General features: G+C 69.6%; 19 protein-coding genes, 1 tRNA gene and 1 other RNA gene. 8 read left to right on the forward strand and 13 right to left on the reverse strand.

All coding sequences use genetic code 11. The annotated features are described in order from the left end of the window. Positions 1 to 8: 8 nt before the first annotated feature. The 3 genes from RS86_RS02370 to RS86_RS02380 all read left to right on the forward strand — a co-directional run bounded on the left by RS86_RS02370 (position 9) and on the right by RS86_RS02380 (position 3,628). On the forward strand, positions 9 to 557 hold the full coding sequence (locus RS86_RS02370; protein WP_160299664.1) for a hypothetical protein: 549 nt from the start codon (positions 9 to 11) through the stop codon (positions 555 to 557). Positions 558 to 572: 15 nt separating this feature from the next. Beyond that, complete coding sequence (locus RS86_RS02375; RefSeq protein WP_045270614.1) at positions 573 to 776, forward strand: helix-turn-helix domain-containing protein; 204 nt, start codon at positions 573 to 575, stop codon at positions 774 to 776. Positions 777 to 2,218: 1,442 nt separating this feature from the next. Continuing rightward, positions 2,219 to 3,628 carry a YibE/F family protein gene (locus tag RS86_RS02380; protein ID WP_052680019.1) on the forward strand — a complete coding sequence of 470 codons (1,410 nt, stop codon included), beginning with the start codon at positions 2,219 to 2,221 and terminating at the stop codon, positions 3,626 to 3,628. Here RS86_RS02380 and RS86_RS02385 read toward each other — a convergent pair. From RS86_RS02385 to RS86_RS02395, 3 genes are all read right to left on the reverse strand, one after another. Beyond that, positions 3,625 to 5,970 carry an alpha-L-rhamnosidase gene (locus RS86_RS02385; RefSeq protein WP_082076510.1) on the reverse strand — a complete coding sequence of 782 codons (2,346 nt, stop codon included), beginning with the start codon at positions 5,968 to 5,970 and terminating at the stop codon, positions 3,625 to 3,627. The two genes, RS86_RS02380 and RS86_RS02385, sit on opposite strands and share 4 nt — an antisense overlap. A 62-nt stretch (positions 5,971 to 6,032) precedes the next feature. Further along, complete coding sequence (locus RS86_RS02390; protein WP_052680020.1) at positions 6,033 to 6,974, reverse strand: alpha/beta hydrolase; 942 nt, start codon at positions 6,972 to 6,974, stop codon at positions 6,033 to 6,035. Then, positions 6,971 to 8,413 (reverse strand): MFS transporter, encoded by a 1,443-nt coding sequence (locus RS86_RS02395; RefSeq protein ID WP_045270615.1) that lies wholly within the window; start codon positions 8,411 to 8,413, stop codon positions 6,971 to 6,973. The genes RS86_RS02390 and RS86_RS02395 overlap by 4 nt, the downstream gene beginning before the upstream one ends. A 120-nt stretch (positions 8,414 to 8,533) precedes the next feature. On the opposite strand from RS86_RS02395, the gene RS86_RS02400 reads away from it, so the two are divergent. Beyond that, positions 8,534 to 9,139, forward strand: coding sequence for a TetR/AcrR family transcriptional regulator (locus tag RS86_RS02400; RefSeq protein WP_045270616.1), 606 nt, complete (start codon positions 8,534 to 8,536; stop codon positions 9,137 to 9,139). Positions 9,140 to 9,194: 55 nt separating this feature from the next. Here RS86_RS02400 and RS86_RS02405 read toward each other — a convergent pair whose 3' ends face one another. The 4 genes from RS86_RS02405 to RS86_RS02420 are packed head-to-tail and all read right to left on the reverse strand — an operon-like array spanning position 9,195 to position 14,707. Next, positions 9,195 to 10,118, reverse strand: coding sequence for a diacylglycerol/lipid kinase family protein (locus tag RS86_RS02405; RefSeq protein ID WP_045270617.1), 924 nt, complete (start codon positions 10,116 to 10,118; stop codon positions 9,195 to 9,197). 48 nt (positions 10,119 to 10,166) lie between these two features. Further along, positions 10,167 to 13,148, reverse strand: coding sequence for a bifunctional [glutamine synthetase] adenylyltransferase/[glutamine synthetase]-adenylyl-L-tyrosine phosphorylase (locus tag RS86_RS02410; protein WP_045270618.1), 2,982 nt, complete (start codon positions 13,146 to 13,148; stop codon positions 10,167 to 10,169). Between the two features lie 12 nt (positions 13,149 to 13,160). Next, positions 13,161 to 14,498, reverse strand: a complete 1,338-nt coding sequence (locus tag RS86_RS02415) for a glutamine synthetase family protein (RefSeq protein ID WP_045270619.1) — start codon at positions 14,496 to 14,498, stop codon at positions 13,161 to 13,163. A 5-nt stretch (positions 14,499 to 14,503) separates the two neighbouring features. Beyond that, a complete protein-coding gene (locus RS86_RS02420) occupies positions 14,504 to 14,707 on the reverse strand; it encodes a hypothetical protein (RefSeq protein WP_045270620.1) in 204 nt (67 codons plus the stop codon). Positions 14,708 to 14,773: 66 nt separating this feature from the next. On the opposite strand from RS86_RS02420, the gene ppgK reads away from it, so the two are divergent. After that, a complete protein-coding gene (ppgK, locus tag RS86_RS02425; protein WP_045270621.1) occupies positions 14,774 to 15,517 on the forward strand; it encodes a polyphosphate--glucose phosphotransferase in 744 nt (247 codons plus the stop codon). 79 nt (positions 15,518 to 15,596) lie between these two features. Here ppgK and rnpB read toward each other — a convergent pair. Together rnpB and RS86_RS02430 are read right to left on the reverse strand one after the other, a co-directional pair. Then, positions 15,597 to 15,960: RNase P RNA component class A (rnpB, locus tag RS86_RS19750), an RNA gene on the reverse strand. 12 nt (positions 15,961 to 15,972) lie between these two features. Further along, positions 15,973 to 17,703 carry a bifunctional 3'-5' exonuclease/DNA polymerase gene (locus RS86_RS02430; RefSeq protein ID WP_045270622.1) on the reverse strand — a complete coding sequence of 577 codons (1,731 nt, stop codon included), beginning with the start codon at positions 17,701 to 17,703 and terminating at the stop codon, positions 15,973 to 15,975. A 144-nt stretch (positions 17,704 to 17,847) separates the two neighbouring features. Here RS86_RS02430 and RS86_RS02435 point away from each other — a divergent pair, with 144 nt between their 5' ends. Then, positions 17,848 to 18,687 (forward strand): aldo/keto reductase, encoded by an 840-nt coding sequence (locus RS86_RS02435; protein WP_045270623.1) that lies wholly within the window; start codon positions 17,848 to 17,850, stop codon positions 18,685 to 18,687. Between the two features lie 17 nt (positions 18,688 to 18,704). Here RS86_RS02435 and RS86_RS02440 read toward each other — a convergent pair whose 3' ends face one another. Both RS86_RS02440 and RS86_RS02445 read right to left on the reverse strand, forming a co-directional pair. Further along, the gene (locus tag RS86_RS02440; protein ID WP_045270624.1) at positions 18,705 to 19,457 is read right to left on the reverse strand and encodes a zinc ribbon domain-containing protein; all 753 of its coding nucleotides are present in this window, start codon (positions 19,455 to 19,457) and stop codon (positions 18,705 to 18,707) included. Positions 19,458 to 19,506: 49 nt separating this feature from the next. Beyond that, complete coding sequence (locus tag RS86_RS02445) at positions 19,507 to 19,911, reverse strand: YchJ family protein (RefSeq protein WP_045270625.1); 405 nt, start codon at positions 19,909 to 19,911, stop codon at positions 19,507 to 19,509. Between the two features lie 71 nt (positions 19,912 to 19,982). On the opposite strand from RS86_RS02445, the gene RS86_RS02450 reads away from it, so the two are divergent. Beyond that, positions 19,983 to 22,157, forward strand: coding sequence for a heavy metal translocating P-type ATPase (locus tag RS86_RS02450; RefSeq protein WP_082076511.1), 2,175 nt, complete (start codon positions 19,983 to 19,985; stop codon positions 22,155 to 22,157). Positions 22,158 to 22,184: 27 nt separating this feature from the next. Here RS86_RS02450 and RS86_RS02455 read toward each other — a convergent pair whose 3' ends face one another. Further along, the gene (locus RS86_RS02455; RefSeq protein WP_045270626.1) at positions 22,185 to 23,315 is read right to left on the reverse strand and encodes an aminotransferase class V-fold PLP-dependent enzyme; all 1,131 of its coding nucleotides are present in this window, start codon (positions 23,313 to 23,315) and stop codon (positions 22,185 to 22,187) included. Positions 23,316 to 23,356: 41 nt separating this feature from the next. Between RS86_RS02455 and RS86_RS02460 the strand changes: the two genes are divergently transcribed. Beyond that, positions 23,357 to 23,429 (forward strand) — tRNA-Val (locus tag RS86_RS02460). A gap of 47 nt (positions 23,430 to 23,476) precedes the next feature. Here RS86_RS02460 and RS86_RS02465 read toward each other — a convergent pair. Beyond that, the gene (locus RS86_RS02465; RefSeq protein WP_045270627.1) at positions 23,477 to 24,805 is read right to left on the reverse strand and encodes an MFS transporter; all 1,329 of its coding nucleotides are present in this window, start codon (positions 24,803 to 24,805) and stop codon (positions 23,477 to 23,479) included. Positions 24,806 to 24,894: the final 89 nt, after the last annotated feature.

Below are 24,894 nucleotides of genomic sequence, written 5' to 3' on the forward strand. Positions count from 1 at the left end.
TGTCGCTTATGCCACAAGGCGGAGAGCTTGGGATCAAGACAGGCGAGTACTGGGCGTTCCGGCAGGGGACTATTCATCCGCTTCAGCGTGCCTTGATCCTCAACCCCGGGTTCCACTACGACGCCTACATTCGAATCCGGCTCATCGACGACCCGACTGTGCCCGAGCTCTGGGTCAGGCGAGCGCAACTGCCGTGCAAATGGGCTGAAGTGGAGCTCTACTTGCGAGACCATCCGGACGTTCCTCGGCACATGCCGACGCCGGAACCATCGGAACAACCGGATCCCGGCGCATTCCGTATGGCGTTCACCGCCAACGAGTTGCGGTCGATCATCCACGATGAGATCCACAACGCTCTCGGAGTGAGGAAGATCGCCTACACAATGCGGGAGGCCGCGACAGCGACAGGGGTGAGCGTCACCCTTCTTAACGCCGCAATCAAGAGAGGCGACCTGACCGCGAGCTATGCCGGCACGAAGCCGCTCCTGACGGTGCCCGAGCTGGAGCGGTGGGTGTCATCTTTTCCCAGCGAGCCCTGGCGGATCACCTATCGCTGAGGAACAATCGCACACATGAGCGCCGTACTTACCTCGAAGCAGGCCGCTGTGTACTGCGGCATGAAGGTTGGGACCCTCTACAACCTGATCTCGCTGGGCAAAGGCCCGAATCGCTATAAGCAGGGCAGCAGCAATGCCTTCTTCGAGGCAGACCTGGATGAGTGGATGAAGGGCCGGTTGGTTTTCGTCCCAGCTTCCGTTCCCAGGAACGGAAGCTAGTTGGTTCCGGTTCCTGGGACCCGGAACCGGCCTAAGTTCCCGGGAACTTACCGCGCCCTGCCGAGCCTGTGTTCCCGGGAACACAGGCCACTTCTAGTTCCCGGGAACCTGAAGTTGGACCTCGTGTTCCCGGGAACACGAGGTCCGCGTCACTTCCGTTCCCGGGAACGGAAGTGACGGAAATACGCCACCTGAGGTTCACTGGCTTGGTGTTCCCGGGATCACCAAGCCATCCCCAGGCAGTCCGCAGAAAGTCCGCAGAAACCGCATCCGGCGACAACACGCGCCACGAATTGCCATCGCTAGATCCGCGTAATCACGGGGATCGCCGATGCATACAACATGCACCAACGTCCTCTCAGAAGTTCGAGCTCTACTACGGCGTCTGAGCAGATTTCGCGGGAGACCTGAGGCTGGTCCGCCGGCCTCCCGCGAAAGCTCGAGAACCCGTCTCAGTGTCCCCCGGCTGAGGCGGGTTCTGTCGTGCGTTCAGGACAGCCGCCACGAGACAACCTGGACCGATTGGCACAGGCAATCGAGGTCGTGCCCCTGCGCAGTCCGAGCTGTGGGCGAAGGAGCTACGCCGACGATACGGGTGCGACGTACGCTGATGAGATGAGAGCTGTCCGCAGAGACCTCCGCGAGTATGACGTTGATGATCGAGCGCCGACCTATCTCGTTCGGGTCTGGGAGCCCCCAAAGCAACCGATGCAAGCCTGGGTAACGGATGACTGGGACGTGAATGATGCCGCGTCAATCGTCGAGGTTCTGGACTGGGCCGAGGCCCGAATTGCCGAGGGCCTCTTGACCGAAGTATTCGTGCGCAGCCCCGCCGGAGGGTCATGCATCCGGGTTGCTGGAGCAAGGCCGGAAGACACCAGAGTTGTAAAGGAAATTCCCCTTGTTCTTTAGATGAGTACTTGAGCAGGAATCGGTCGTTGGCGGGAGGCGACAAGTCCGGTCGTGACATAGCCCGGTTGGTGTCTCGAGATATCTCTACGCCGATGGAGTTGCCAGTCTCGGTGCCGACCAGGCCAGCTACGATCACCCAGTCGGGCATGCGGCCGAATCGGGCTCCGCCTTGGAGACACAGGTGAGCAGCGCGCGACCGCCGCACACAGAAGACTCGGGGCGAGGCGGTCGCGTGATCCAAGATCTAGCTAGGCCGCGCAGATCACCGGGTACCCGCCACCAAGGTTGAGGGCGTCGAAGTTTCCGAGACGCTTGCGCCGGTCGATTGCCGAGTCCAGGCTCCGTTGATGACTGATGTCACCGTCACGCTCCATCCTTCGTTGGAGATGATCGTGGGGTAGCCGCCACCCATGTCGACTGCGGTGATGCTTCCGCTTGTCTACTGCCCAGTTGCCTTGACGCGCGCACCGGCCTGCGCGGCTGAGCGTTCTCTGAGGCTTAGCGTTGCCCGGGGACTAAGGAGGACCGCGATGGGCCACGGACACGCACACACATCTTCAGCGCCTCAGGACGTCTCGGTCGCCCGCACGCCCAAACGGATACTGCTGACGATCCTGGTCATCATCGGAGTGACCACGATCGTGGGGCTGTTCCTCCTCTGGCCGACCGACGGCGCGCCCGCCGGTCAACGGTCCGGTGCGGCCCCGACTCAGGGGACGACCTATCCGACGGGCGAGATCGTCTCCATCACGCCAGAGTGCAGCGTCGCCCCGTCCGCAGGCGGCTCCGGCTCCGCCACCGGCGGGGTCGGATCGGGGGCGGGCACAGCAGCGGGACCCGGATCCGCTCCGTCCTGTGCGATCGCGAAGGTCAAGATCGATTCGGGCCAGCGGGCCGGTGACACGGTCACCATCATGCTGAACGGCCCGTTCGCGCACGCCGGGCTCCGTCCCGGCGATCGGCTCGAACTCATGGACGTCCGGCTCCCCACGGCCCCGGGCGTCGTGCAGCCGGGAGGGGTCGATCCCGGGATCTCGGCGTTCGGCGTCGTGCGAACCATCCCCCTCGCGGTGTGGGTGGGTCTGTTCGTGCTGATCGTGGTGGCCGTCGGGCTTCTCCGCGGCCTGCTCGCGCTCATCGGGCTGGTGTTCAGCGGAGCGATGATCGTGATGTTCATGCTCCCCGCACTGCTGCACGCGGGACCTGCGATCCCCATCGCGCTCGTCGCCTCCTCAGCGATCCTGTACGTCGTGCTGTACCTCGCCCACGGCGTCTCGATGCGCACGAGCGCCGCTTTGGCCGGAACACTGGCCGGAGTCGTCGTCACCGCGATCCTCGCGCAGCTCGCCGTAAGCACCACCCGGCTGAGCGGCATCGACGAGAGCGCCGGCTTCCTGGCGCCGATGGTGCCGCAGGTCGACTTCCAAGGGCTGCTCACGTGCGCGATCATCATCGCCGGGCTGGGTGTTCTCAACGACGTGACGATCACGCAGAGCTCCTCGGTGTGGGAGCTGAGAGCGGTCGCCCCCGAGCTGTCCCGCCGGCAGCTCTTCGGGCGCGCCATGCGCATCGGTCGAGACCACATCGCCTCCACGATCTACACGATCGTGTTCGCGTACGTGGGAGCCTCCCTGAGCGTCGTGCTCCTGCTCTACGTCTACAACCAGCCGATGCTCAACATGCTGAGTCTGGAGGACATCGCCACCGAGATCGTGCGCACCCTGTGCAGCGGCATCGGACTCGTGCTCGCGGTGCCGTTCACCACGGCCATCGCCGTCGCTCTGGTTCCTCCGCGATCGGCTGCAGATGACGGAGATCCCGCGTCCCCCGAGCTGCACGAGGACGATGCCGCCAAGGTCGAGTGGCTGCGCACGCTCCGCACGGTGGAGGGCCCGCTCTTCCCCGCCACGGATGCGAGGACCGCCGGCGAGCCGGCCTAGGTCGCCGTCTCCCCCGTCGAAACCACTGACGGCACCTTCGCAGCGCTCCCCGCCACAAGCCCCGGGAACGGCTCGCTCCACTCGTGCACGCCCGCACCCCCCTCGGCTGCGAAGCCCGAAGGCAACGACACCTCGGCGGTCACGCCCTCCGGGATCGTCGCGACCACTCGCAGCACGCCGTCCTCCACGCTCCACCCCGTCGCGATCCTGCCCTGGCGCGAGTCCAACGCGGTCTCGGCGAAGGTCAGCCCGATCGCGGGCGGCCGCGGCGCGATGCGCACGCGCGAGTGGCCCGGCGCGGCGGGTGCGAGACCCGCGACGACACGGTGCAGCCAGGTGGCGACAGCACCGAACGCGTAGTGGTTGAAGCTCGTCATCTCGCCGGGGTTGATCGTGCCGTCCGGCAGCATCGAGTCCCAGCGCTCCCACATCGTCGTCGCGCCCATCGTGACCGGATACAGCCAGGAGGGGCATTCCTCCTGCAGCAGCAGTCGGTACGCGGTCTCCAGGTGTCCGGTCTCCGACAGCGCCGTGAGGATGAACGGCGTTCCGGCGAAACCCGTCGTGATGACGTGCCCGGCCTCCGCGACGAGCTCCGCCAGCCGGTCTCCCGCGGCGGTGCGATCGGCTCCGTCCAGCAGCCCGAAGACGATCGCGAGCGCGTACACGGTCGGCGCGTCGCTGTGGATCCGGCCGTCGCGCACCCAGTGCTCCACGAAGGCGTCCCCGATCCGCGCCGCCAAGGCGTCGAACTCCGCCGCGTCGTCGTCGTGGCCGAGGACGCGTGCGGCGTCGCGCGCGATCGCGACGGAACGGCGCACGCACGCGGTCGCGACGACCGCGGGATCCGCCTTCGCCAGGTGCGGCGCGTCCGGCGGCGCGGTCGGATCGAGCCAGTCGCCGAGCTGGAAGCCGCCTTCCAGCAGACCCCTCGGAGACAGGGCTGCGCCCACACGGCGGACGTGCCCGGCCATCGACGCGTACTGATCCGCCAGCACGCCTGCGTCTCCGTAGGCCTCGTACACCGCCCAGGGCACCCAGCACGCTGCATCGTTCCAGAGCGCGATGACGAGGCTCGACCCCATCGCCGCGGCCATCGCGCCGATCTCCTCGTACTTCAGGTTGTCCGGCACGACGATCGGGATGCGACCGTCGGCGTGCTCCTGCTCGACGGCGAGATCGCGCAGCCAGTCGGCGAGGAACGCCTCCGTGTCGTAGAGATAGACCGCGGTCTCCGCGAAGGCGGCGAGGTCGCCCGTCCAGCCCAGCCGCTCATCGCGCTGCGGGCAGTCGGTCGGCACGTCCACGAAGTTGCCGCGCATGCCCCAGACGATGTTCTCGTGCAAACGGTTCAGGAGCGGATGCGAGCTGCGGAAGGTGCCGGTACGGGTCAGATCGGATCCGATCACGACCGCGCGCAGCGCTGCAGCGAGGTCGTCATCGGCGCCGGACCACCCGGAGACCTCCACGTACCGGAACCCGTGGAACGTGAGCGTGGGCTCGAACACGTCGTCGGCGCCGGACAGCACGAAGACGTCGGTCGCGCGCGCTCGACGCAGCGGCCGCGTGCCCAGCTCCTCCTCGTCGAGTACCTCGGCGTGACGCACCGTGATCTCCTGGCCCGCGATCCCCCGCACCGACAGCCGGGTCCATCCAACGAGATTCTGCCCGAAGTCCGCGAGCAGAGCGCCTGCGGGCGACCGCCAGACCCGGATCGGCGCGATCTCCTCCTGGCGGCGGACCGCCGGAGAGGTGTACGCGGTGAGGCGGGCGGCATCGAAGGGCACGACCCTCACTCCGCCCTCTCCTGGCACCGGAGCCGCGGCGAAGCGATCGCCCATCTCGACGCGTCGATCGATCCGCTGCCCGTCGTAGAGGTCATCGGCGGTCGTCTCGGTGGGCAGCGAGGTCCAGGTCTCATCGGTCCCGACCGTCTGGACGTGACCGTCCGCGAACAGGATCCGCAGTTCGACGAGCGCAGCGCGCTCCGCGCCGTACACCTCGCTGTTGCCGTCCCATCCGAGATGCCCGGAGTACCAGCCCGATCCGATGACCGCTTCGATCACCGCCTGATCGACCGATGAGCCGGCGAGCAATGGCGTCGCATCCCACTGCGCGTATCGCAGCCGCCACTCGTAGCTGGTCCAGCCCGGCGTCAGCAGGTCGGTCGAGACGAGCACGCCGTTCACCCGCACCTCGCAGACGCCGAGCGCGGTCGCCAGCACCTCCGCGCGCACCACCGCTCCGTGATCCTGGTCGAGCGCGAACACCCGGCGGACGGCGGGGGCGCCGTCGATCGGCCGGTCGGGGGTGATCATGAGGGCGGTGGGTGGGGTGGTCACGTGCTGTCCTTCTCGGTGAGTCGTCCGAAGCGTCGAACGGAGGGTCGGTGCCGGGCGGGAGGTCAGTGCTGATCGATCCAGTGGACGATCCGGCGGATGCCGTCCTGCGCGGCGGGCGTCCCCGGCTGAGCCAAGTAGCCGTGAAAGGTGTCCGGCACGGTCTCGTAGCCGGTCTCGACGCCGGCCGCTTGCAGCGCGACCGCGAACGCCGCCGACGATGCCCGCAGCTCATCGGATTCCGCGTCCATCACGAACGTGGGCGGCATGCGGTCCAGCGGACCGAGCGCCGGGAAGGCGACCGGATCCTCGTGGTACCGGACGCCCGCCCAGTTGAGGTTCAGAAGACTGACCATGCGAGGGGTGAAACGGAACGGCGGAGGCGTGCTCTCGAGCGCCGCGACGAGATCCTCCGGGAGCGGGGGCAGGACGAAGTGCAGGAGCGGATACGCGGCGACCAGAGTGGCCGGCGCCTGCTCCCCCGCCGCGATGAGCCTTCGCACCACGCCCGTGGCGAGATTCGCGCCCGCGCTCGCACCTCCCAGGTGCAGCGTCTCCTGCGTCGTTCCCAGTCGATCGACGTGGGCGTGCACCCACTGCCAGGCGGCGAGCACGTCGTCGGAGAGGACAGGGAAACACGTGCGCCCGCGCGCCTTGCGGTAGTCGACCGATGCGACCGCGATCCCGCGCGCCGCGATCGACATCGCCACCGCGTGCGCCTCCGGGGAGTCGAGCGTGCCGAACATCCAGGCGCCGCCGTGCACCCACACGAAACCCGCGCGCGGCTCCGCGTCGTCCCGGCGGTAGAGGCGCACCGGGATCGGCCCGCGCGGGCCCGGCACCGCGACGTCCTCTGTGACCACGGCCCCGAGCTCCGGCTCCAGGGCGATGAGTTCGGCACTCGTCGTGCTCTCCTCCGGCATGAACCGGGCTGCGGTGCGCAGCAGCATGCGCGCGAGCACCTGGTTCGCGACGGTGGGGCGTAGAGGAGGCGGGAGCACGCTCATCGCACTCGCCGGATCGGGAAGACGAGCAGCGCAGCGATCACGACGATCACGATCGCCACGATCCACAGCGCCGTGTAGCCGCCGGTCACCGCGACGACCACACCCGCGAGCAGGGGGCCGAGCGCCTGCCCGAGGTTGCCGCCCAGCGTGCTCACCCCGAGATCGCGGGCGGCCGCGTCCCTGTCCGGCAGCAGGTCGATGAACATGGCCTGATCGACCGTGAGGAACGAGCCGACCCCCACCCCGGCGATGACCCCCTGGATGAACAGGGCGGGCAGGGTCGGGCTGAGCAGCGGGATGAACATCGATCCGGCGATCAGGAACGTCGCGCCGATGACGAACGGCTTGCGCCGCCCGAGCCGATCCGACCACCATCCGGCGACGAGCAGTGCCACCACGGTCCCGGGGATCCCGGCCATCGCGAGCAACGGCGAGATCTGGGCGGCCTCGGCGGCGGAGAGTCCCGGCCGGATGTAGCTCTGCAGCATGTAGATGCCGAACGCGCCGGACACTCCGCCGCCGAACAGCAGCGCGACCTTCGCGATCCACAGCCAGCGGAAGTCTCGGTCCCTGAGCGCGACCGTGAACGAGGCCAGCACCTGTCGGAGAGTCATCGGGGGTACGACGAGGTCCCGTGAAGAACGATCCCGAGCGAGCAGGACGAAGAGCACGGTGAACACGATCACGGCGACGACGAAGGGGAAGTACGCGTCGAGTCCGATGATCGCGAACAGGGCTCCTGCCACGATCGAGCCGATCGCACCGCCGATGAGCGAGGAGAACCCGGACAACGCCGACATCGAACCGCGCTGTCCGGACGGCACCCTGTCGGCCACTGTCGCATTCAGCGGCCCGGAAGCGAGGTTCAATCCCAGCTGGGCGACGGAATAGGTCACCAGCAGCAGCCCGATCGTCGGTGAGAACCGCATCGCCACGAGCAGCGCGGCTCCGATCACCGCGCCCGCGATGATCCAGGGAGCACGCCGTCCCCAGCGCGAGCGCGTGCGATCCGAGAGGATGCCGGCGATGGGCTGGATGAGCATGGTCAGGATCGAGGAGACGACGGCGATCGACGACAGGCCGAGCGCCCGTGCCGCCTCGAACTCGGCGAGCAGCCCGAGCAGTCTGCTCTGGTCGGCGGTCGGAACCGTGCTCCCCGCATCGACCGCGTACTTGAGCGCGGTGAGGGACTGCAGATCCACGCCTGCGTCCGCACCGCTGAAGAACTGTCCGAACTCGATCTGCTGCACGTGCAGCGGAAGCAGGATGCCGCCCACCGCGCCCCAGATCGCCGCGATCGACAGCCCGGCCATCAGATAGCTCACGCGATAGCGGCGGAAGTGCGACCCGCGCCGGTACAGGGCCGAGGTCCCCGGCGCGGGAGCGGGATCTGGCGTGTCGGGGTTGCCGGGGACGAGCGTCGGGTCGGCGTTGACCATGGTGGCTCCAGGGGATCGTGCGAGCTCGATCGGCTCGACTGGCGACGACACTAACAGAAAACCATCCAGTTGGGTGGTTTTTCTTCCATGACCCGGATCCGCTGAGGTAGCCTCGAATCCGTGAGCACCGATCCCTCCCCCGCCCCACGGCGCTATCCGAAGGGCGAGGCGCGTCGTACGGCCATCCTGGAGGCCGCCCTCGAAGTGTTCGCGACCGCCGGCTACCGCACCGGCGGCCTGCGCGAGGTCGCCGCGAAGGCGGGGCTCACCCACGCCGGCGTGCGGCACTACTTCCCGACCAAGCTCGACCTCCTGCACGCGGTGCTGGGCTGGCGGGACGAGCAGGCGATCCGGCAGATGTCGTCATCGGAGGATCCCCTCGAAGTGCTGAGGCAGTGGATCGAGGCAGCCCGGTACAACCAGGGCGCACAGCGGATGGTCGAGCTGCAGGTGACGCTCGCAGCCGAGGCCACTTCTTCCGACCATCCGCTGCACGAGTACCTGCGGGAGCGCTACGACTTCGCCGTCGCCTTCCTCCGCGACACCTTCACCGCATTGCAGGCACGTGGCGACGTGGTCACGGGTGTGAATCCGGAATCCGCCGCGCGCACGCTCATCGCGCTGACCGACGGCGTCCAGACCCAGTGGCTGCTGAACCGGGACGGCGTCGACATGGTCGCGCTCGTCCGCGAGCAGATCCAGCGCCTCCTGACCGTGGAGATCTGACGCGCGGCGTCTCCCGCCGCGCGCCGTCCGACCACGGTCCGCGGCTGCAGGCGGCCTAGGCGCGGACCAGCAAGGCGCCGGGACGGATGCCGGCCCGGAACGAGCGCACCTTTCCGCGCTCCTCTCCATCGATCTGGAACGGCTGCGGGCGGCCGAGTTCGACGTCGATACTGCGCGCCGACGCGTGGCGCACCACGTCCGTGCTCGTCGTCTCTCCGCCGAGAAGCCGCCGCAGGCCGTTGTCCCAGACCACGGTGCGAACCGTCTCGAACCAGTCCGCGACGCCGTCCGCGCTGATCAGCAGGAGATCCAGCTGCCCGTCGTCCGGCACGGCGTCCGGCAGCAGTGTGATCCCGCCCTGGATCGTGCCGCAGTTGCCGATCATGAGCGTGTGGACGCGCGCACGATCACGGGGCTCGTCGTCGAGGCTCAGCTCCACCGGCACGAGTTCAGTGCCGGCCGCGGCGGCTCCGAGCGCCTTCACGTACGCGAGCCAGCCGGCCTTCGCCTTGAGCTCGTCATCGGTCTCCTCGAGCATGCGCGCGTCGAGGCCGAGGCCGGCCATCACGACGAACAGGTGCTCGCCCGCGGCGTCGCCGTCGGTCACCTCGATCGTGCCCACGTCGATGCGCCGGGGCTCTGCGGAGAACGCGTGCGCAACCGCAGCGGACGTCCCCGTCAGGGGCACGCCGAGATTCCGCGCAAGCAGATTGCCCGTGCCGTGCGGGAGGATCCCGAGCGCGACGTCGGTGCCCGCCAGCACCCCGGCCACCGCGCGGACCGTCCCGTCTCCTCCGGCCGCGAAGACGAGCGTGCATCCGGTGTCGACCGCCTCCTCTGCCATCCCCCGACCCGGGTCCTCCTCCGTCGTGTCGAACACCCGGATGTCGGCGTCGGGGAGCCGCTCCAGGATCGCCGAACGCACCTCGTCCTCCGACTCGAGCTTCACGGGATTGCGGACCACGCCGATGATCGTCATGAGTCCATCCTGTCTGCGCAGCGGCAGGAACGGCACGAGAAGCGCCCGTCAGCCGTAGAACAGCGTCTCGAAGACCTTCCTGGCTCGGCGCGTGACCCGCAGGTACTCCTCTTCGACGGCTGCGGCGGAGCGATCGGGATAGCCGAGGATCCTTCCGACGCCGTCGAGTTCGCGCGGGTCGGCAGGAAGCACGTCCTTCGTCTGTCCGGTGAGCAGCGTCATCGCCGAACGCAACCGGCTGGACAGCCGCCACGCCTCGCGCAGGAGTTCACCGGACTCCTCCGGCACGAACCCTGACGCCACAGCCACGTCCAGCGCCGCGAGCGTGGACGTCGTGCGCAGCGCCGGCACCGCGTGCGCGTGCTGCAGCTGCACGATCTGGATCAGCCACTCCACGTCGCTGAGCGTGCCGGGGCCGAGCTTGAGGTGGCGGCGCGGATCCACGCCCTGCGGCAGCCGCTCCCCCTCGACCCTCGCCTTGATGCGCTTGATCTCCCGTACTGAGGCCAGATCCAGCGACTCGGGGTAGCGCACGCGGTCGGCGAGCTCCAGGAATCGCTCGATCAGCTTGTGGCTGCCCGCGACGCCTCTGGCCCGCAGCAGCGCCTGCGCCTCCCAGGACAGCGACCAGCGGCGGTAGTACGCCGCATAGGCGTCGAGCGTGCGCACGAGCGGACCGTTGCGCCCCTCCGGGCGAAGGTCCGCGTCGAGGTCGAGCGGCAGGCGATGATCCGTGAGGTGCTCCCTGAGCCCGGCCACGATGCGCGTGGCGAGCTGCTGCGCCCGCTGCGGCTCGACGCCGTTCGCGTCGTACACGAACAGCACGTCCGCGTCGGATCCGAATCCGAGTTCCGCGCCGCCGAATCGGCCCATTCCGATGACGGAGAAGTCCAGGGCATCGTCCTCCTCCGGCACGACGTCGCGGCGCACGGCCCGCAGCGCGGCCTGGATCGTGGCGTCCGTGATCCCGGTCAGGGCGAGGGCCACGTCGTCGATCGTGAGCACGTCCAGCACGGCGCCCATCGCCGTTCGCAGCAGCTCGCGCCGCCGCAGGGCCCGCACCGAGCGCATGGCGTCGAGGATCGTGTCGTGCCGCGTCTGGATCGCCCTGGCCTCCTCATCGAGGGCCGGCCGCGATCGCGGCCGAAGCTGCACCGTGCTCTCCAGCCATGCGACGGACTCGGGGATCCACTCCATCAGTTCGCCGACGTAGCGCGAGGAGGACAGCACGCGCGTCAGCCGCTCCGCCGCGCCGGAGGAGTCGCGCAGCATCCGCAGGAACCACGGGGTGTCGCCGAGGCGCTCGCTGATGCGGCGGAAAGCGATCAGGCCGTAGTCGGGGTCCGTGCCGTCGGCGAACCAGCGGACCATGATCGGCATGAGGTGCTTCTGGATCGTCGCCTTGCGGCTGAGACCGGTGGTGAGCGCGCCGATGTGGCGGAGCGCGCCGGCAGGGTCGCGGAAGCCGATCGCCGCGAGACGGTCGTGCGCCTGGTCGGTGGAGAGCGTGCGCTCCTCCTCGGGCAGCGAGGCGACGGCGCTCAGCAGCGGGCGGTAGAACAGGCGGGTGTGCAGGTCGCGCACTTCGCGGCGCACGTCCTCCCACACGCCCCGGATGCCGCTCGCCGTCTCGGCCAGGCCCGTGGCGCGGCCGAGCACCCGCAGCGCCTCCTCGTCGCGCGGCACGAGGTGCGTGCGCTGCATCTCCCGCAGCTGCAGCCGATGCTCGATGAGCCGCAGGACCCGGTAGTCGTGCGCGAACAGCCCGGCCTCGGCACGGCCGATGTAACCGCCGGCGACCAGCGCGTCGAGAGACTCCAGCGTGCCCCTGGTGCGGATCTGCGGATCCGTGAGTCCGTGCACGAGCTGCAGCAGCTGCACGGTGAACTCGATGTCGCGCAGGCCCCCCGGGCCGAGCTTGAGCTGATACGGCACATCCTCCGGCGCGATGTGTTCGGTGACACGCTCGCGCATCCGCTGCACGCTCCCGACGAAGTCCTCCCGCGCCGCGCTCGACCACACCTTGGGCTGCACGGCGTTCACGTACGCCTCGCCCAGCTCGGGGTCGCCGGCGATCGCCCGCGCCTTGAGGAGCGCTTGGAACTCCCAGCTCTTGGCCCAGCGGTCGTAATACGCGACATGCGAGCCGAGCGAGCGCACGAGTGCGCCCTGCTTGCCCTCGGGCCGCAGCGCGGCATCGACCTCCCAGAGGGGTGGCTCCGCCTCGATCCCCGCGAGGGCCTGCATGGTCTCGCGCGCGAGGCGGGTGGCGATGTCGATCGCGCGGGATTCGGACAGTCGCTCCTCGTCCGCGGTGCCGGCGACGTAGATGACGTCGACGTCGCTCACGTAGTTCAGCTCGCGCGCCCCGGTCTTGCCCATCCCGATGATCGCGAGCCGGGTGAGGGCGGTCTCCTTGCGCGCGTCCGACGAGTCGCCGGCGACCGCCGTGCGGGCGATCGCGAGCCCCGCCTCCAATGCGGCGGATGCGGCGTCGGCGAGTGCCGCCGAGACGGCGTCCACGGCCTGGACCGGATCCGCCGCGGCGAGGTCCCACGCGGCGATCCCCGCGACCGCGCGCCGGTACGCGACACGCAGCCGCACGCGGTCGGCCGCGTCGCCGGCTGCGGCGAATCCATCCACGGCGCCCACGGCGGACAGCAGCGTCGCACGGAGCTCGTCCGCGGTCGAGAGCGCCTCGCGCTCCTCGCGCAGCAGCACGAGCTCCTCCGGCCTGCGCTCGAAGAAGCGGCCGAGTCCCGGTGAGGCACCGAAGACCGCCCAGGCGCGAGCGCGGGCCGCCTCATTGGACAGCACCGCCGTGACGGCGGACGGGTCCCGGCGGGCGACCCGGATGAGGCCTGCCAGAGCTTCATCCGGATCCGCGCTGCGCAGCGGCGCGATCAGCGTCGAGGGCGCGAGACCGGTGATCTCACCGATCTCATGCAGCCCCGCGGACGCGTCGGACAGACCGACGAAGCCGAGCCGCGCGAGCGCGGACAGGGAGAGCGAGTCGTCGAACCGGGGCACCGCGGTCCCCGATCAGAGCAGTTCGAGGTTGCTCTTGAGCTCGAACGGCGTGACCTGACCGCGGTACGCCTCCCACTCCTTGCGCTTGTTCAGCAGCACGTAGGTGAACACCTGCTCGCCGAGGGTCTCGGCCACGAGCTCCGATTCCTCCATGAGCTCGAGCGCGTGGTCGAGGCTGGCGGGCAGCGGCGCATAGCCCAGGGCACGGCGCTCGGCGTCGCTCAGCGACCACACGTTGTCCTCGGCCTCCGGCGGCAGTTCGTAGCCCTCCTCGATGCCCTTGAGCCCCGCGGCGAGCATGAGCGCGTACGCGAGGTAGGGGTTCGCGGCGGAATCCAGCGCGCGGTACTCGATCCGCGTGGACTGGCCCTTGTTCGGCTTGTACATCGGCACGCGGATGAGCGCGGAGCGGTTGGCGTGACCCCAGGTCACGAAGCTCGGCGCCTCGTCTCCGCCCCAGAGCCGCTTGTACGAGTTCACGAACTGGTTCGTCACCGCAGCGATCTCGTTGGCGTGCCGCAGGAGCCCGGCGATGAACTGACGCCCCGTACGGGAGAGCTGGTACCTCGCGCCCTCCTCGTAGAAGGCGTTCAGGTCGCCCTCGAAGAGCGAGAGGTGCGTGTGCATGCCGCTGCCGGGGTGGTTGTTCAGCGGCTTCGGCATGAACGTCGCGTACACGCCCTGCTCGATCGCGACCTCCTTGACCACGGTGCGGAAGGTCATGATGTTGTCGGCGGTGGTGAGCGCGTCCGCGTAACGCAGGTCGATCTCGTTCTGGCCGGGACCGCCCTCATGGTGGCTGTACTCCACCGAGATGCCGAGGTCCTCCAGCATCCGCACGGCGCTGCGCCGGAAGTCGTGCGCGGTGCCGCCCGGCACGTTGTCGAAGTAACCCGCGGAGTCCGCAGGAACGGGTCCCTCCGGGCCGAACTGCGACGACTTCAGCAGGTAGAACTCGATCTCCGGGTGCGTGTAGAACGTGAAGCCCGCGTCGGCCGCCTTGGCGAGGGTGCGCTTGAGCACGTGACGCGGATCGGCGACGGCCGGGCGCCCGTCCGGGGTGGTCAGGTCGCAGAACATCCGCGCGGTCGGGTCGATCTCGCCGCGCCACGGCAGGATCTGGAAGGTCGTCGGATCCGGCTGCGCCAGCAGGTCCGACTCGAAGGTGCGGGTGAGGCCCTCGATCGCGGAGCCATCGAACCCGATGCCCTCCGCGAAGGCCCCCTCGACCTCGGCCGGCGCGATCGCGACCGACTTCAGGGTGCCGATCACGTCGGTGAACCAGAGGCGGATGAACTTGACGCCGCGCTCCTCGATTGTGCGCAGGACGAAGTCGCGCTGCTTGTCCATCCCGCTCATCGAGCGCCGTCCGGGCCCCAGTTGTCCTCGGCCGCGTCCTCGTCGGCCCACGCCTTGGCGCGCTCCTGGAGCACCTCAGGGGCGCGAGCGGCTTCCTCGGCGGTGTCGAACGGACCGATCCGGTCGATCGACGGCGATTCCAGACCGTACTCGACCTCGCCGGTGCTGCTGTTGAACCAGTACTTGTTCTCGCCGGACATCGCTGCTCCTCCTGGGCCTTTGTCACGATCCTACTGGCGCGCCCGCGTCTCGCTAGGCTGTTGCGCATGGCAAAAGCGATCGGCGTGGACATCGGCGGAACCGGCATCAAGGCCGGCATCGTCGACCTCGAGCACGGAACCCTCGAATCGGACCGCATCAGGGTCCCCACGCCGAAGGGCGCGGCACCGTCCGACGTTCTCGTGGCCGTCAAGGAGGTGCTCACGACCCTGGGCGTCGAGGACTCGACCCTGCCCCTGGGCGTGGCCTTCCCGGCGATCGTGAAGTACGGCAAGACGCTGTCCGCCGCGAACATCTCCAAGGAGTGGATCGGCTTCGAGGCCGAGCAGTTCTTCGAGGACGGCCTGGGCCGCCAGATCCACTTCGTGAACGACGCCGATGCGGCCGGAGTCGCGGAGAGCCGCCATGGCGCGGCGCGCGACGCCCGCGGGCTCACGATCCTCGCGACGCTGGGCACCGGGATCGGCTCCGCCTTCCTGTACGACGGCGTGCTCGTGCCGAACACCGAGCTCGGCCACCTGAACTTCCGCGGCGAATCGATCGAGAAGTGGGCCGCGTACTCGGCCATGGAGCGCGACGAGCTGAGCTGGGAGGACTGGTCCGCACGACTGCAGGACTTCTTCTCGCACGTGGAGTTCCTGTTCAGCCCCGACCTGTTCGTGGTCGGCGGCGGCGTCTCCAAGCACCCGGAGAAGTTCATCCCGCTGCTCGATCTGAAGACTCCGATCGTCGCGGCGATCCACCGCAACTCCTCCGGCATCATCGGCGCGGCCTCGCTCGCGGGCGACTGACCCCTGCGCGCTCGACGGACGCGCACATCGAGAAAGGCCCGGATCCGCGCACTCGCGGATCCGGGCCTTCTTCGTGAGAGGAACGGGCCGGCCTGTACGCCGGGTTCTGTGCCGGGGCCCCTCTCGGGGCATCCCTTCGACGGTCATCTCTCTCGGCGACGCGTTGCCGCGCCGCTCCAGCGGCCTACCCGGGGACTCGGCGAGCCGCGTCAACATCCCCTGTCTGGCCTTGCTCCGGGCGAGGTTTACCTGGCGGGCCGTGTCACCACGGCCCCCGGTGGTCTCTTACACCACCCTTTCACCCTTACCCCTTGCGGGGCGGTCTTCTCTCTGTGGCACTGTCTCGCGGATTGCTCCGGGTGGGTGTTACCCACCGCCCTGCCCTGCGGAGCCCGGACGTTCCTCGGTGCGGTCTCCCGCCACGCGACCGTCCAGCCGACCCGTTCGACTCCAGTCTACGAGTCCTTGCCCGCGTCCTCCGCGATCCGCAGGTCGAGCGGGATGTCGATGTCGAATCCGGGGAACAGGCGACGGGTCGCGGCCTCCGCCGCGTCCTGCACCACGCGCGCGGCGTCGTCGGCCTGCTCGAGCGGCACATGCACGATCACCTCGTCGTGCAGGAAGAAGGCCAGGTGCGCGCGCCGCGCGAAAACAGGTCCGGAGCGCGGAGCCGGGTCGTGCGCGTCGGGGAGCGCCGACAGACGGTGCCGGATCTCGGCCAGCCACAGCAGCGACCACTCGGCCGCGGTGCCCTGCACCACGAAGTTGCGCGTGAACCGGCCGCGATCCCTTGCTCTGCTCCGCGCCACGCGCTCGTCGGAGCCGTCCGCATCCGGATCGCTCGCACGCGCCTGCGCGGCCGCCCACATCGCGTCGGGGCGGGGCGAGCTCCGGCCGAGGAGCGTCGAGACGACACCGCCGTCCTCCCCCGTCTTGGCCGCCGCATCCACGAGCGCCATCGCGCGAGGGAACACGCTCCGAAGCCGCGGACCGAGCTGGCCGCTGGGACCGGTCGTGGCGCCGTACATCGCGCCCAGGACGGCGTACTTCGCCTCCTGGCGGGTCTGCACCGCGCCAGAGCGCACGACGCCCTCGTAGAGGTCGGCGCCTCTCGCGGCGGCGGCCATCGCCCGATCCTTCGACATCGCCGCGAGCACGCGCGGCTCCAGCTGCGCCACGTCCGCGCAGACGAGCGTCCAGCCCTCATCGGCACGCACCGCCGGGCGCAGGCTCCGCGGGATCTGCAGCGCTCCCCCGCCGCTCGACGCCCAGCGGCCGGTGACCACGCCGCCGGTGAGGTAGATCGGTCTGAAGCGCTCCTCGCGCACCCACTCGGCCAGCCAGGACCAGCCGTTCGCCGTGAACAGGCGGGCGAGCTTCTTGTACGTCAGGAGCGGTTCGACGACCGGATGCTCGATCTCGCCGAGTTCCCAGCGCGAGGTGGAGTCGACGAGGATCCCGGCCCGGCGCAGCGACTTCAGCAGGCGCGGCGGGCTGTCCGGGTTGACGGTGCTGTCCTCGAGGGACTCCCCGATCGCGACCGCGAGCTCGGCCATCCGGATCGGCCGCGCACCGGACGCCGGACGCGGACCGAGTGCGTCGACGAGGAGCCGCTCGTGCACCGCGGTGCTCCACGGCAGGCCCGCCGCCGTCATCTCCTCCGCGACCAGAGCCCCGGTCGACTCGGCCGCGCACAGCAGAGCGAGGCGTCCGTCCGGCGCGCGACGCTGAGCCGCGCGCTGGCGGGCGTATTCGGCGAGCAGCTCGTCGATCTCCGCATACGGGTCGCCGGCGCCCTGCGACGAGACCTCGTGCAGGTCGAACAATGCGGGCGTCTCGATGGTCGTCACCAGCGGATCCGCTCTGACCCATCGCGATGAGGACGGGATCGGGTCCGCGAGGCTCGTCGTATCGCGGAGGATCGCGTGGCAGAGCAGCAGGTCGTGGGCGCGGCGGATCCTGATCCCGGCGGCGAGCAGCGGCGGATACACCTCGCGGAGATGCCGGACCACCCAGCGCGGGCTGGCGCCCGCCTCGAGGCGGGAGACCTCGACGGGCAGCTCGGACGCGGCGATCTCGTGCCTGCTCTGCTCCGACCCCTGCGCGTCGAAGAGCACCAGCGACCACGCGTCGGGCCGAGTCGACCGCCCCAGCACGATCTCGTGCGGAGCGGCCGATTCGATCATGTCTTCGAATCTACGCCCCCATCGCGCCCCGCACGGCATCCACGTCGTGCCGATGCCGATCTCCCGGGTGTGTCGGCATGTATCGCCCTCCGCGTGCTCCGCGCCCAGGGCGGTTAGCGTGGAGTCACCGGAGAGGAGTCCCCCATGTCCGACACATCCCCCTTCATCGCCCACAACGGCTTCGCCCTGCCCGCGCAGGGACTCGGCACCTACGGCTTCCGCGGAGAGGCCGGCGCGGATGCGGTCCGCAGCGGGATCGAGAGCGGATACCGGCTCATCGACTCCGCCTTCAACTACGAGAACGAGGGCGCGGTCGGCTGGGGCATCTCCGGGGCCGCCGTGGACCGCGCGGAGCTCATCGTCACCTCGAAGCTCGCCGGGCGCCACCACGCGCGGGACAAGGCGCTCGTCGCGATCGAGGAGAGCCGGTTCCGCCTCGGCGTGGATGCGATCGACCTGTTCCTCATCCACTGGCCGCTGCCGCGTGTGGATTCCTACGTCGAGGCCTGGCAGGCGCTCATCGAGGCGCGCGAGCGCGGCCTCGTGCGCCAGATCGGCGTGTCGAACTTCCTGCCGGAGCACCTGGAGCGCATCGAGGACGCAACGGGCGTGCGGCCGGTCGTCAACCAGATCGAGCTGCACCCGCGCTTCCCCCAGGAGGAGGCGCTGGCGTACCACCGCGCCCAGGGCATCCTCACCGAGGCGTGGAGCCCGCTCGGCCGGGCCGGCGACGTGCTCGACGATCCCGCGATCACGCGCGTCGCCGCAGCGCACGGCATCACGCCGGCGCAGGCCGTGCTGGCCTGGCACGCCGGCCGCGGCGTGGTGGCGATCCCGAAGGCGGCCTCCCCCGAGCATCAGGCGCTGAACCTCGCGGCCGCCCAGGTGCGACTGAGCGCGGAAGAGATCGCCGCGATCACGGCGATCGGCACGGCGGACGGACGCCTCTGGGGCGCCGACCCCGCGACCCACGAGGAGTTCTGAGGCGCTGCGCCGCGGGCTCAGTCCGTCGGCGCGGAGCTCTTCAGCCCGGACTCCTCGGTGCGGATCAGGATGCAGCCGCACTCGGGACAGGAGACGACCTCGTCGTCTGCGGCCTGACGGATGACGTTCAGATCGATCCCGGAGAGCACCATCCGGCACCCTTCGCAGGTGGCGCGGCGCAGCAGGGCCGCGCCCGCGGTGCGGCCCACGCGGCGCTGGTATTCGGCCATGAGCGACGGGGAGACCGAGTCCACGAGCGCGCCCCGGTCGCGGGCGAGCTGCTCGCCCTCGGTCGTCGCGGCGGCGATGAGGGCCTTGGCCTCCGCGGTCAGCCGCGTCCCCTCCGCCACGGTCTCGTCGATGAGCGCCTGCTGGGCGGAGACCGCCGCCTCCGCATCCTCGAGGCGGCCCATGAGCTCGAGCTCGGCGTCCTCCAGGTCGCTGATCCGGCGTCCGAGGCTCGCGATCTCCTGCTCGAGGGCCACGGCGTCCTTGGGGTTCTGCGTCGCGGCGAGCCGCTCGGCATCCCTGTCGCGGCGCTGCGCGGCGAGGGCCACGTCCGACTCCAGGCGCTTGAGCTCCGTCTGCACGTCGTCGCGCCCGCCGGACAGCGCGGTGAGTTCGCGAAGCTGCCCCTGCCGCAGCGCGGAGAGCTCGTTGATCCGCTCCCCCTGCACCGGATGCGTCCGCGCGTAGTCGGCCTGCACGATCCGGCGGTCGATGTCGGCGATGTCGAGGAGCACGATCTGGTGCGCGGGGTTGGCTTTCACGCCCCTAAACCTACGCCAGACGGGCGTGCCGCCGTGCGCGCGGGCGGTGTCAGGACAGGTCGCCGTCGACGTAGTACCAATGCCCGTGCTCTCGCACGAAGCGGCTGCGCTCGTGAAGCACTCCGCGGCCGTTCGTATCCCGGTGGATCGCTTCGAACTCCACGACGCCTTCGGCGTCGAACGGCCCTCCGCCGACCTTCGTGAGGATATCGAGGCGCAGCCAGCGCGCCTCGGGGTCGAGGTCGAGGCTCGTCGGCCGCGTGGAGGGGTGCCACGAGCGCAGCAGATACCCGGCATCGCCGATCGCGAACGCGGTGTACCGCGAGCGCATGAGACGCTCTGCGGTCGGCGCCGGGCGCCCGGCGAGGACCGGACCACAGCAGGCGTCGAAGAGGTCGCCGCTGCCGCACGGGCACCGCTGCGCGCCGCGTCCGGCGCCGGATCCATCGCTCATCGCCTCCAGCCTATTCGCTCACGGCACCCCCCTTCAGGAATACCCCTATGGGGTATATGGTTGAGCCCATCATGGACGAACGGACACCGCACGACGGCCACTCCGCGGACGGCATCGCGATGCGCGATCACGGAGCGGGACACGAGATGCACACCGCGACGGATCACGTGCCGTCGCACGACCCTCACGCGGATCACGGCGACCACACCGATCACGCGGGATCTCACGACCACGCCGGTCATGCGGGACACGCGGGTCACGGCGACCACGTCGCCCGGTTCCGCCGTCTGTTCTGGATCATGCTGGTGCTGGCGGTGCCTGTCGTCGCTTTCTCCCCCATGTTCGCGATGCTCGTCGGGTACCACGTGCCGGACGTGTTCGTGCTGCAGGCGATCCCTCCGGTGATCGGCACCGTGCTGTACGTCTGGGGCGGACAGCCGTTCCTGACCGGCGCGATCTCCGAGATCCGCGGGCGCCGCCCCGGGATGATGCTGCTCATCGCGCTCGCGATCACCGTCGCGTTCCTCGCCTCGTGGGGTGCCACGCTCGGACTCCTCGACCACGAGCTCGATTTCTGGTGGGAGCTCGCCCTCCTCATCGTGATCATGCTGCTCGGACACTGGATCGAGATGCGCTCGCTCGCGCAGACGACCTCTGCCCTCGACTCGCTCGCAGCGCTCCTGCCGGATCAGGCCGAGCGCGTGAACGGTGACGACGTCGAGCTCGTCGCCCCGGCCGACCTGCGCGTCGGGGACGTGGTGCTGATCCGCCCCGGAGGCCGGGTGCCGGCCGATGCGGTGGTCGTTGAGGGATCCGCGAACCTGGACGAGTCGATGATCACGGGTGAGTCCCGTGCGGTGCCGCGCGCGATCGGCGATCAGGTGGTCGCGGGGACGATCGCTACGGACTCGGCACTGCGCGCGCGGGTGACCGCGGTCGGAGACGACACGGCCCTCGCGGGTATCGGGCGGCTGGTCGCCGAGGCGCAGTCCTCGTCCTCCCGCGCGCAGCGCCTCGCGGACCGCGCGGCGGGCTGGCTCTTCTGGTTCGCCCTCCTCGCCGGCATCCTGACCGCAATCGTGTGGACCGCGATCGGGCTGCCCGATGCCGCGGTCGTGCGGGTCATCACGGTCCTCGTGATCGCCTGCCCGCACGCCCTGGGCCTGGCGATCCCGCTCGTGGTATCGATCGCGACCGAGCGCGCGGCGCGCGGCGGGATCCTCGTGAAGGACCGGATGGCCCTGGAGCGGATGCGCCAGGTCGACGCCGTACTGTTCGACAAGACCGGAACGCTGACCGAGGGTGCGCCCGCGGTGACCGGCATCGCCGTGGCCGCGGACTTCACCGAAGACGACGCGCTCGGCCTGGCCGCCTCGGCGGAATCCGACTCCGAGCACCCGCTCGCCGCCGCGATCCGCACCGCCGCCGAGAGCCGTGGCCTCGCCCGCGGCACGGTATCCGCATTCCGCTCCGAACCGGCGCTCGGCGTGCGCGCGATCGTCGACGCACGAACAGTCGAGGTCGGCGGGCCGGCGCTGCTCCGGCAAGCGGGGGTGACGGAGATGCCCGAGGCAGCCGGGTGGCGCGCGGAGGGCGCGATCATCCTGCATGTTCTCGTGGACGGCCGGGTGGCGGGCGCGCTCCGCCTCGCGGACGCGATCCGGGAGGAGTCCCGCGCCGCGGTGCGCGCGCTGCAGCAGCGCGGCGTCGACGTGGTGATGATCACCGGCGACGCCGAGGCCGTGGCCGCCTCGGTCGCCGCGGAGCTCGGCATCGAACGGTTCTTCGCGGGCGTCCGCCCCGAGGACAAGTCGGCGCGGGTCGCCGAGCTGCAGTCCGAGGGACGCACGGTCGCGATGGTGGGCGACGGGGTGAACGATGCCCCGGCGCTCGCACGCGCGGACGTCGGCATCGCGATCGGCGCCGGCACCGACGTCGCGATCGGTTCCGCCGGAGTCGTGCTGGCCAGCTCGGATCCGCGCTCCGTCGTCGCGACGATCGAGCTGTCCCGGGCCGCGTACCGCAAGATGCGGCAGAACCTGTGGTGGGCCGCCGGCTACAACCTGGCCGCTGTGCCTCTCGCGGCAGGAGTGCTCGCCCCGATCGGCTTCGTGCTGCCGATGTCTGTCGGCGCGATCCTGATGTCGGTCTCCACCGTGGTCGTGGCGCTCAATGCGCAGCTGCTGCGCCGGCTCGACCTGCGGCCCGAGAGCGTCGCCGCGGCGCCGGAGCAGCGCACGCGCTGATCCCCGGACGTCCGAACCGGGTCGGGCTCAGCGTCCGATCCGGTCCAGGGCGGCCGCCAGCCGATCGACCGTGCCGTCCACGTCGGCCAGCTTGTCCAGGCCGAACAGCCCGATCCGGAACGTCGAGAACGACTCCGGCTCACCGCAGTGCAGCGGTACTCCTGCGGCGATCTGCAGCCCCTGCTCGCGGAACAGCACGCCGGTCCGGAGTCCCGGATCCGTGGTGTGCACGACCGCGACGCTCGGCGAGGCGAAGCCGTCCGCGGCCACCGAGGGCAGGCCGCGTGCGGCCAGCAGGGCGCGCACGCGCGTGCCGAGATCCCACTGGGCGGCGCGCAGCGCGTCGAAACCGCGCTCGCGCGTCTCCGTCATGGTCGCGGCGTTGTGCGCGAGCGTGTCGGTCGGCATCGTGGCGTGATACGGAGCGCGCCCCGCGACGTACTCCTCCGAGATCCACAGCCATCGAGCGAGATCGATCGCGAAGCTGGACGAGGTGCGCGACATCACCGCCTCGCGGCCCGCGTCGCGCAGCATGACGTAGCCGGCGCCCGGGGATCCGCTCCACCCCTTCTGCGGGGCGCTCAGCAGGACGTCGACGCCGAGCGCCTCCATGTCGACCCACAGCGCGCCCGACGCGATCGAGTCCAGCACGAGCAGGCCGCCGACCTCGTGCACCGCATCGGCGAGGGCGCGCACGTAGTCGTCCGGCAGCAGGATGCCCGCCGCGGTCTCCACGTGCGGCGCGAAGACGACCTCGCTGCGCTGCGCGCGGATCGCGGCGACGACCTCCTCGATCGGCGCCGGCGCCCACGCGGACTGCACGTCGTCGGACTCGGGGCGGGCCGTGCACACGACCGTGTTCTGCGCGATGCCGCCGGTGTCGAGGATCTGCGACCAGCGGTAGGAGAACAATCCGTTGCGGACGATGAGGCAGCGTCGCCCGGTGGCGAGCTGCCTGGCCACCGCCTCCATCGCGTAGGTGCCGCCGCCGGGGACGATCGCGGTCGTCGTCGCACGGTAGGCGGCGCGCAGATCGGACTGCACGCTCTGCATGACCGACACGAAGCGCGCGGACATGTGGTTCAGGGAGCGGTCCGTGAAGACCACCGAGTACTCCAGCAGGCCGTCGGGATCGACATCGTCGTGCGGAAGGTTCATGCGCTCAGCCTGGCACACCGCCCCGCTAGGCTGGAGGGCACGCGCCTATAGCTCAGTTGGTAGAGCACGTCGTTTACACCGATGTGGTCGGGAGTTCGAGTCTCTCTGGGCGCACCCCGGTGTTCCTCGGCTGATCTGTCCCGCCGCGGAATGCGCATCGATCAGACGAGCCTCTTGCCCTCCGTCTTCGGCGCCCACAGCCAGGTGACCAGAGCGCCGAGGGCCAGCACAGCGGAGAGCCAGTACATCGACACGGAGACTCCCCACTTCTCCAGGCTGAGCGGCAGCAGGAACGTCCCGATCGCGGACGCGATGCGACTGGTCGCGTTGAGCAGGCCGACGCCGCTTCCCCGCAGGTGAGTCGGAAAGAGCTCGGGCGGATAGACCTGGGTGATGTTCGACGCAGCGGACATCACGAACGAGTAGACCACGAACGGGATGAGCATCAGCCACGGCGACGCCTCTGCGAAGAGCCCGAGCAGAGCCAGCATCACGGTCATGATGACGAAAGTCCAGAACGTGAACGCCTTGCGCGGGAATCGCGCGATCGCCCACAGGCCCGCCACGCCACCGGCCAGCAGGAAGATATTGATCAGCAGGTTCTGCGCGTTCGCGTCCGACACCTTCATCGCCTCGAGGATCGTGTAGACGAACGTGTAGATGGCGAAGTACGGCAGCACCTGGCAGCTGTAGAACAGAATCCCGAACCAGGTGCTCTTCCGGAGCGCAGGGCCGAACAGTTCCCGGTAGCTGCTCTTCTCCTCGACATGAGCCGCCGGGATGAAGATGTTCCCGGTCTTGAGGTACTTCTCCGCGATCGCCGCCGCCTCCTCGCCGCGGCCCCTGCTGATCAGCCACCCGGGCGATTCCGGCGATCCGATGCGCACGATCAGCACGAACAGTGCCGGAATGAAGCCGGACGCGAGCAGCCAGCGCCAGGTGTCTGGCCCGACGTTCACGTAGGCGCCGATCACGTTGGCGAGCACATAGCCGACCGTCCAGAGGACCGTCAGCGACGAGAGCATGAGTCCTCGGGACTTGCGCGGCGCGAACTCCGACAGGAGCGTCGGGCCCACGGCGTAGTCGGCGCCGAGGCCGAAGCCGATCAGCAGGCGCAGCACGAAGATCGTCTCGACGTTCGGCGCCCAGAACTGCGCCAGGGATGCCGCAGCGATCAGGATGAAGTTCAGGACGTAGACGCGCTGACGACCGATCCGGTCGCTGATCCGCCCGAGGATCAACGATCCGAAGAACAGACCGATCAGCGCCGAGCTCGCCAGCATGCCCTGCCAGAACCCGTCGACATGCCATTGCACCGCCAGCATCGGCAGCGCGCTTCCGATGATGCCCAGCGCATAGCCGTCCGAGAAGTTGGCGCCGAAGGTCATCATCGTGACCTTGAAGTGGAACGGCCCGAACGGGATCTGGTCGAGGGCGATCTTCCCTTCCGGTACCGGTTCCTGGGCTTCGTCGGTGATGGCGGAATTCATCAGCAGCTCCCTTGCCACAATGTGTTGCCATGTAGTGAAATTGCTCTTGTTCACCACATGAAACTTGGTGCCTGCCAGAATGTCAAGGC

The organism is Microbacterium azadirachtae (assembly GCF_000956505.1).
Taxonomy (GTDB): domain Bacteria; phylum Actinomycetota; class Actinomycetes; order Actinomycetales; family Microbacteriaceae; genus Microbacterium; species Microbacterium azadirachtae_A.

Excerpts from the sequence above, each read along its gene's own strand:
- RS86_RS02370 (WP_160299664.1), top strand. The coding sequence starts at position 9 with ATGCCACAAGGCGGAGAGCTTGGGATCAAGACAGGCGAGTACTGGGCG.
- RS86_RS02375 (WP_045270614.1), top strand. The coding sequence starts at position 573 with ATGAGCGCCGTACTTACCTCGAAGCAGGCCGCTGTGTACTGCGGCATG.
- RS86_RS02380 (WP_052680019.1), top strand. The coding sequence starts at position 2,219 with ATGGGCCACGGACACGCACACACATCTTCAGCGCCTCAGGACGTCTCG.
- RS86_RS02390 (WP_052680020.1), bottom strand. The coding sequence starts at position 6,974 with ATGAGCGTGCTCCCGCCTCCTCTACGCCCCACCGTCGCGAACCAGGTG.
- RS86_RS02395 (WP_045270615.1), bottom strand. The coding sequence starts at position 8,413 with ATGGTCAACGCCGACCCGACGCTCGTCCCCGGCAACCCCGACACGCCA.
- RS86_RS02405 (WP_045270617.1), bottom strand. The coding sequence starts at position 10,118 with ATGACGATCATCGGCGTGGTCCGCAATCCCGTGAAGCTCGAGTCGGAG.
- RS86_RS02415 (WP_045270619.1), bottom strand. The coding sequence starts at position 14,498 with ATGGACAAGCAGCGCGACTTCGTCCTGCGCACAATCGAGGAGCGCGGC.
- RS86_RS02420 (WP_045270620.1), bottom strand. The coding sequence starts at position 14,707 with ATGTCCGGCGAGAACAAGTACTGGTTCAACAGCAGCACCGGCGAGGTC.
- ppgK (WP_045270621.1), top strand. The coding sequence starts at position 14,774 with ATGGCAAAAGCGATCGGCGTGGACATCGGCGGAACCGGCATCAAGGCC.
- RS86_RS02430 (WP_045270622.1), bottom strand. The coding sequence starts at position 17,703 with ATGATCGAATCGGCCGCTCCGCACGAGATCGTGCTGGGGCGGTCGACT.
- RS86_RS02435 (WP_045270623.1), top strand. The coding sequence starts at position 17,848 with ATGTCCGACACATCCCCCTTCATCGCCCACAACGGCTTCGCCCTGCCC.
- RS86_RS02445 (WP_045270625.1), bottom strand. The coding sequence starts at position 19,911 with ATGAGCGATGGATCCGGCGCCGGACGCGGCGCGCAGCGGTGCCCGTGC.
- RS86_RS02450 (WP_082076511.1), top strand. The coding sequence starts at position 19,983 with ATGGACGAACGGACACCGCACGACGGCCACTCCGCGGACGGCATCGCG.
- RS86_RS02455 (WP_045270626.1), bottom strand. The coding sequence starts at position 23,315 with ATGAACCTTCCGCACGACGATGTCGATCCCGACGGCCTGCTGGAGTAC.
- RS86_RS02465 (WP_045270627.1), bottom strand. The coding sequence starts at position 24,805 with ATGAATTCCGCCATCACCGACGAAGCCCAGGAACCGGTACCGGAAGGG.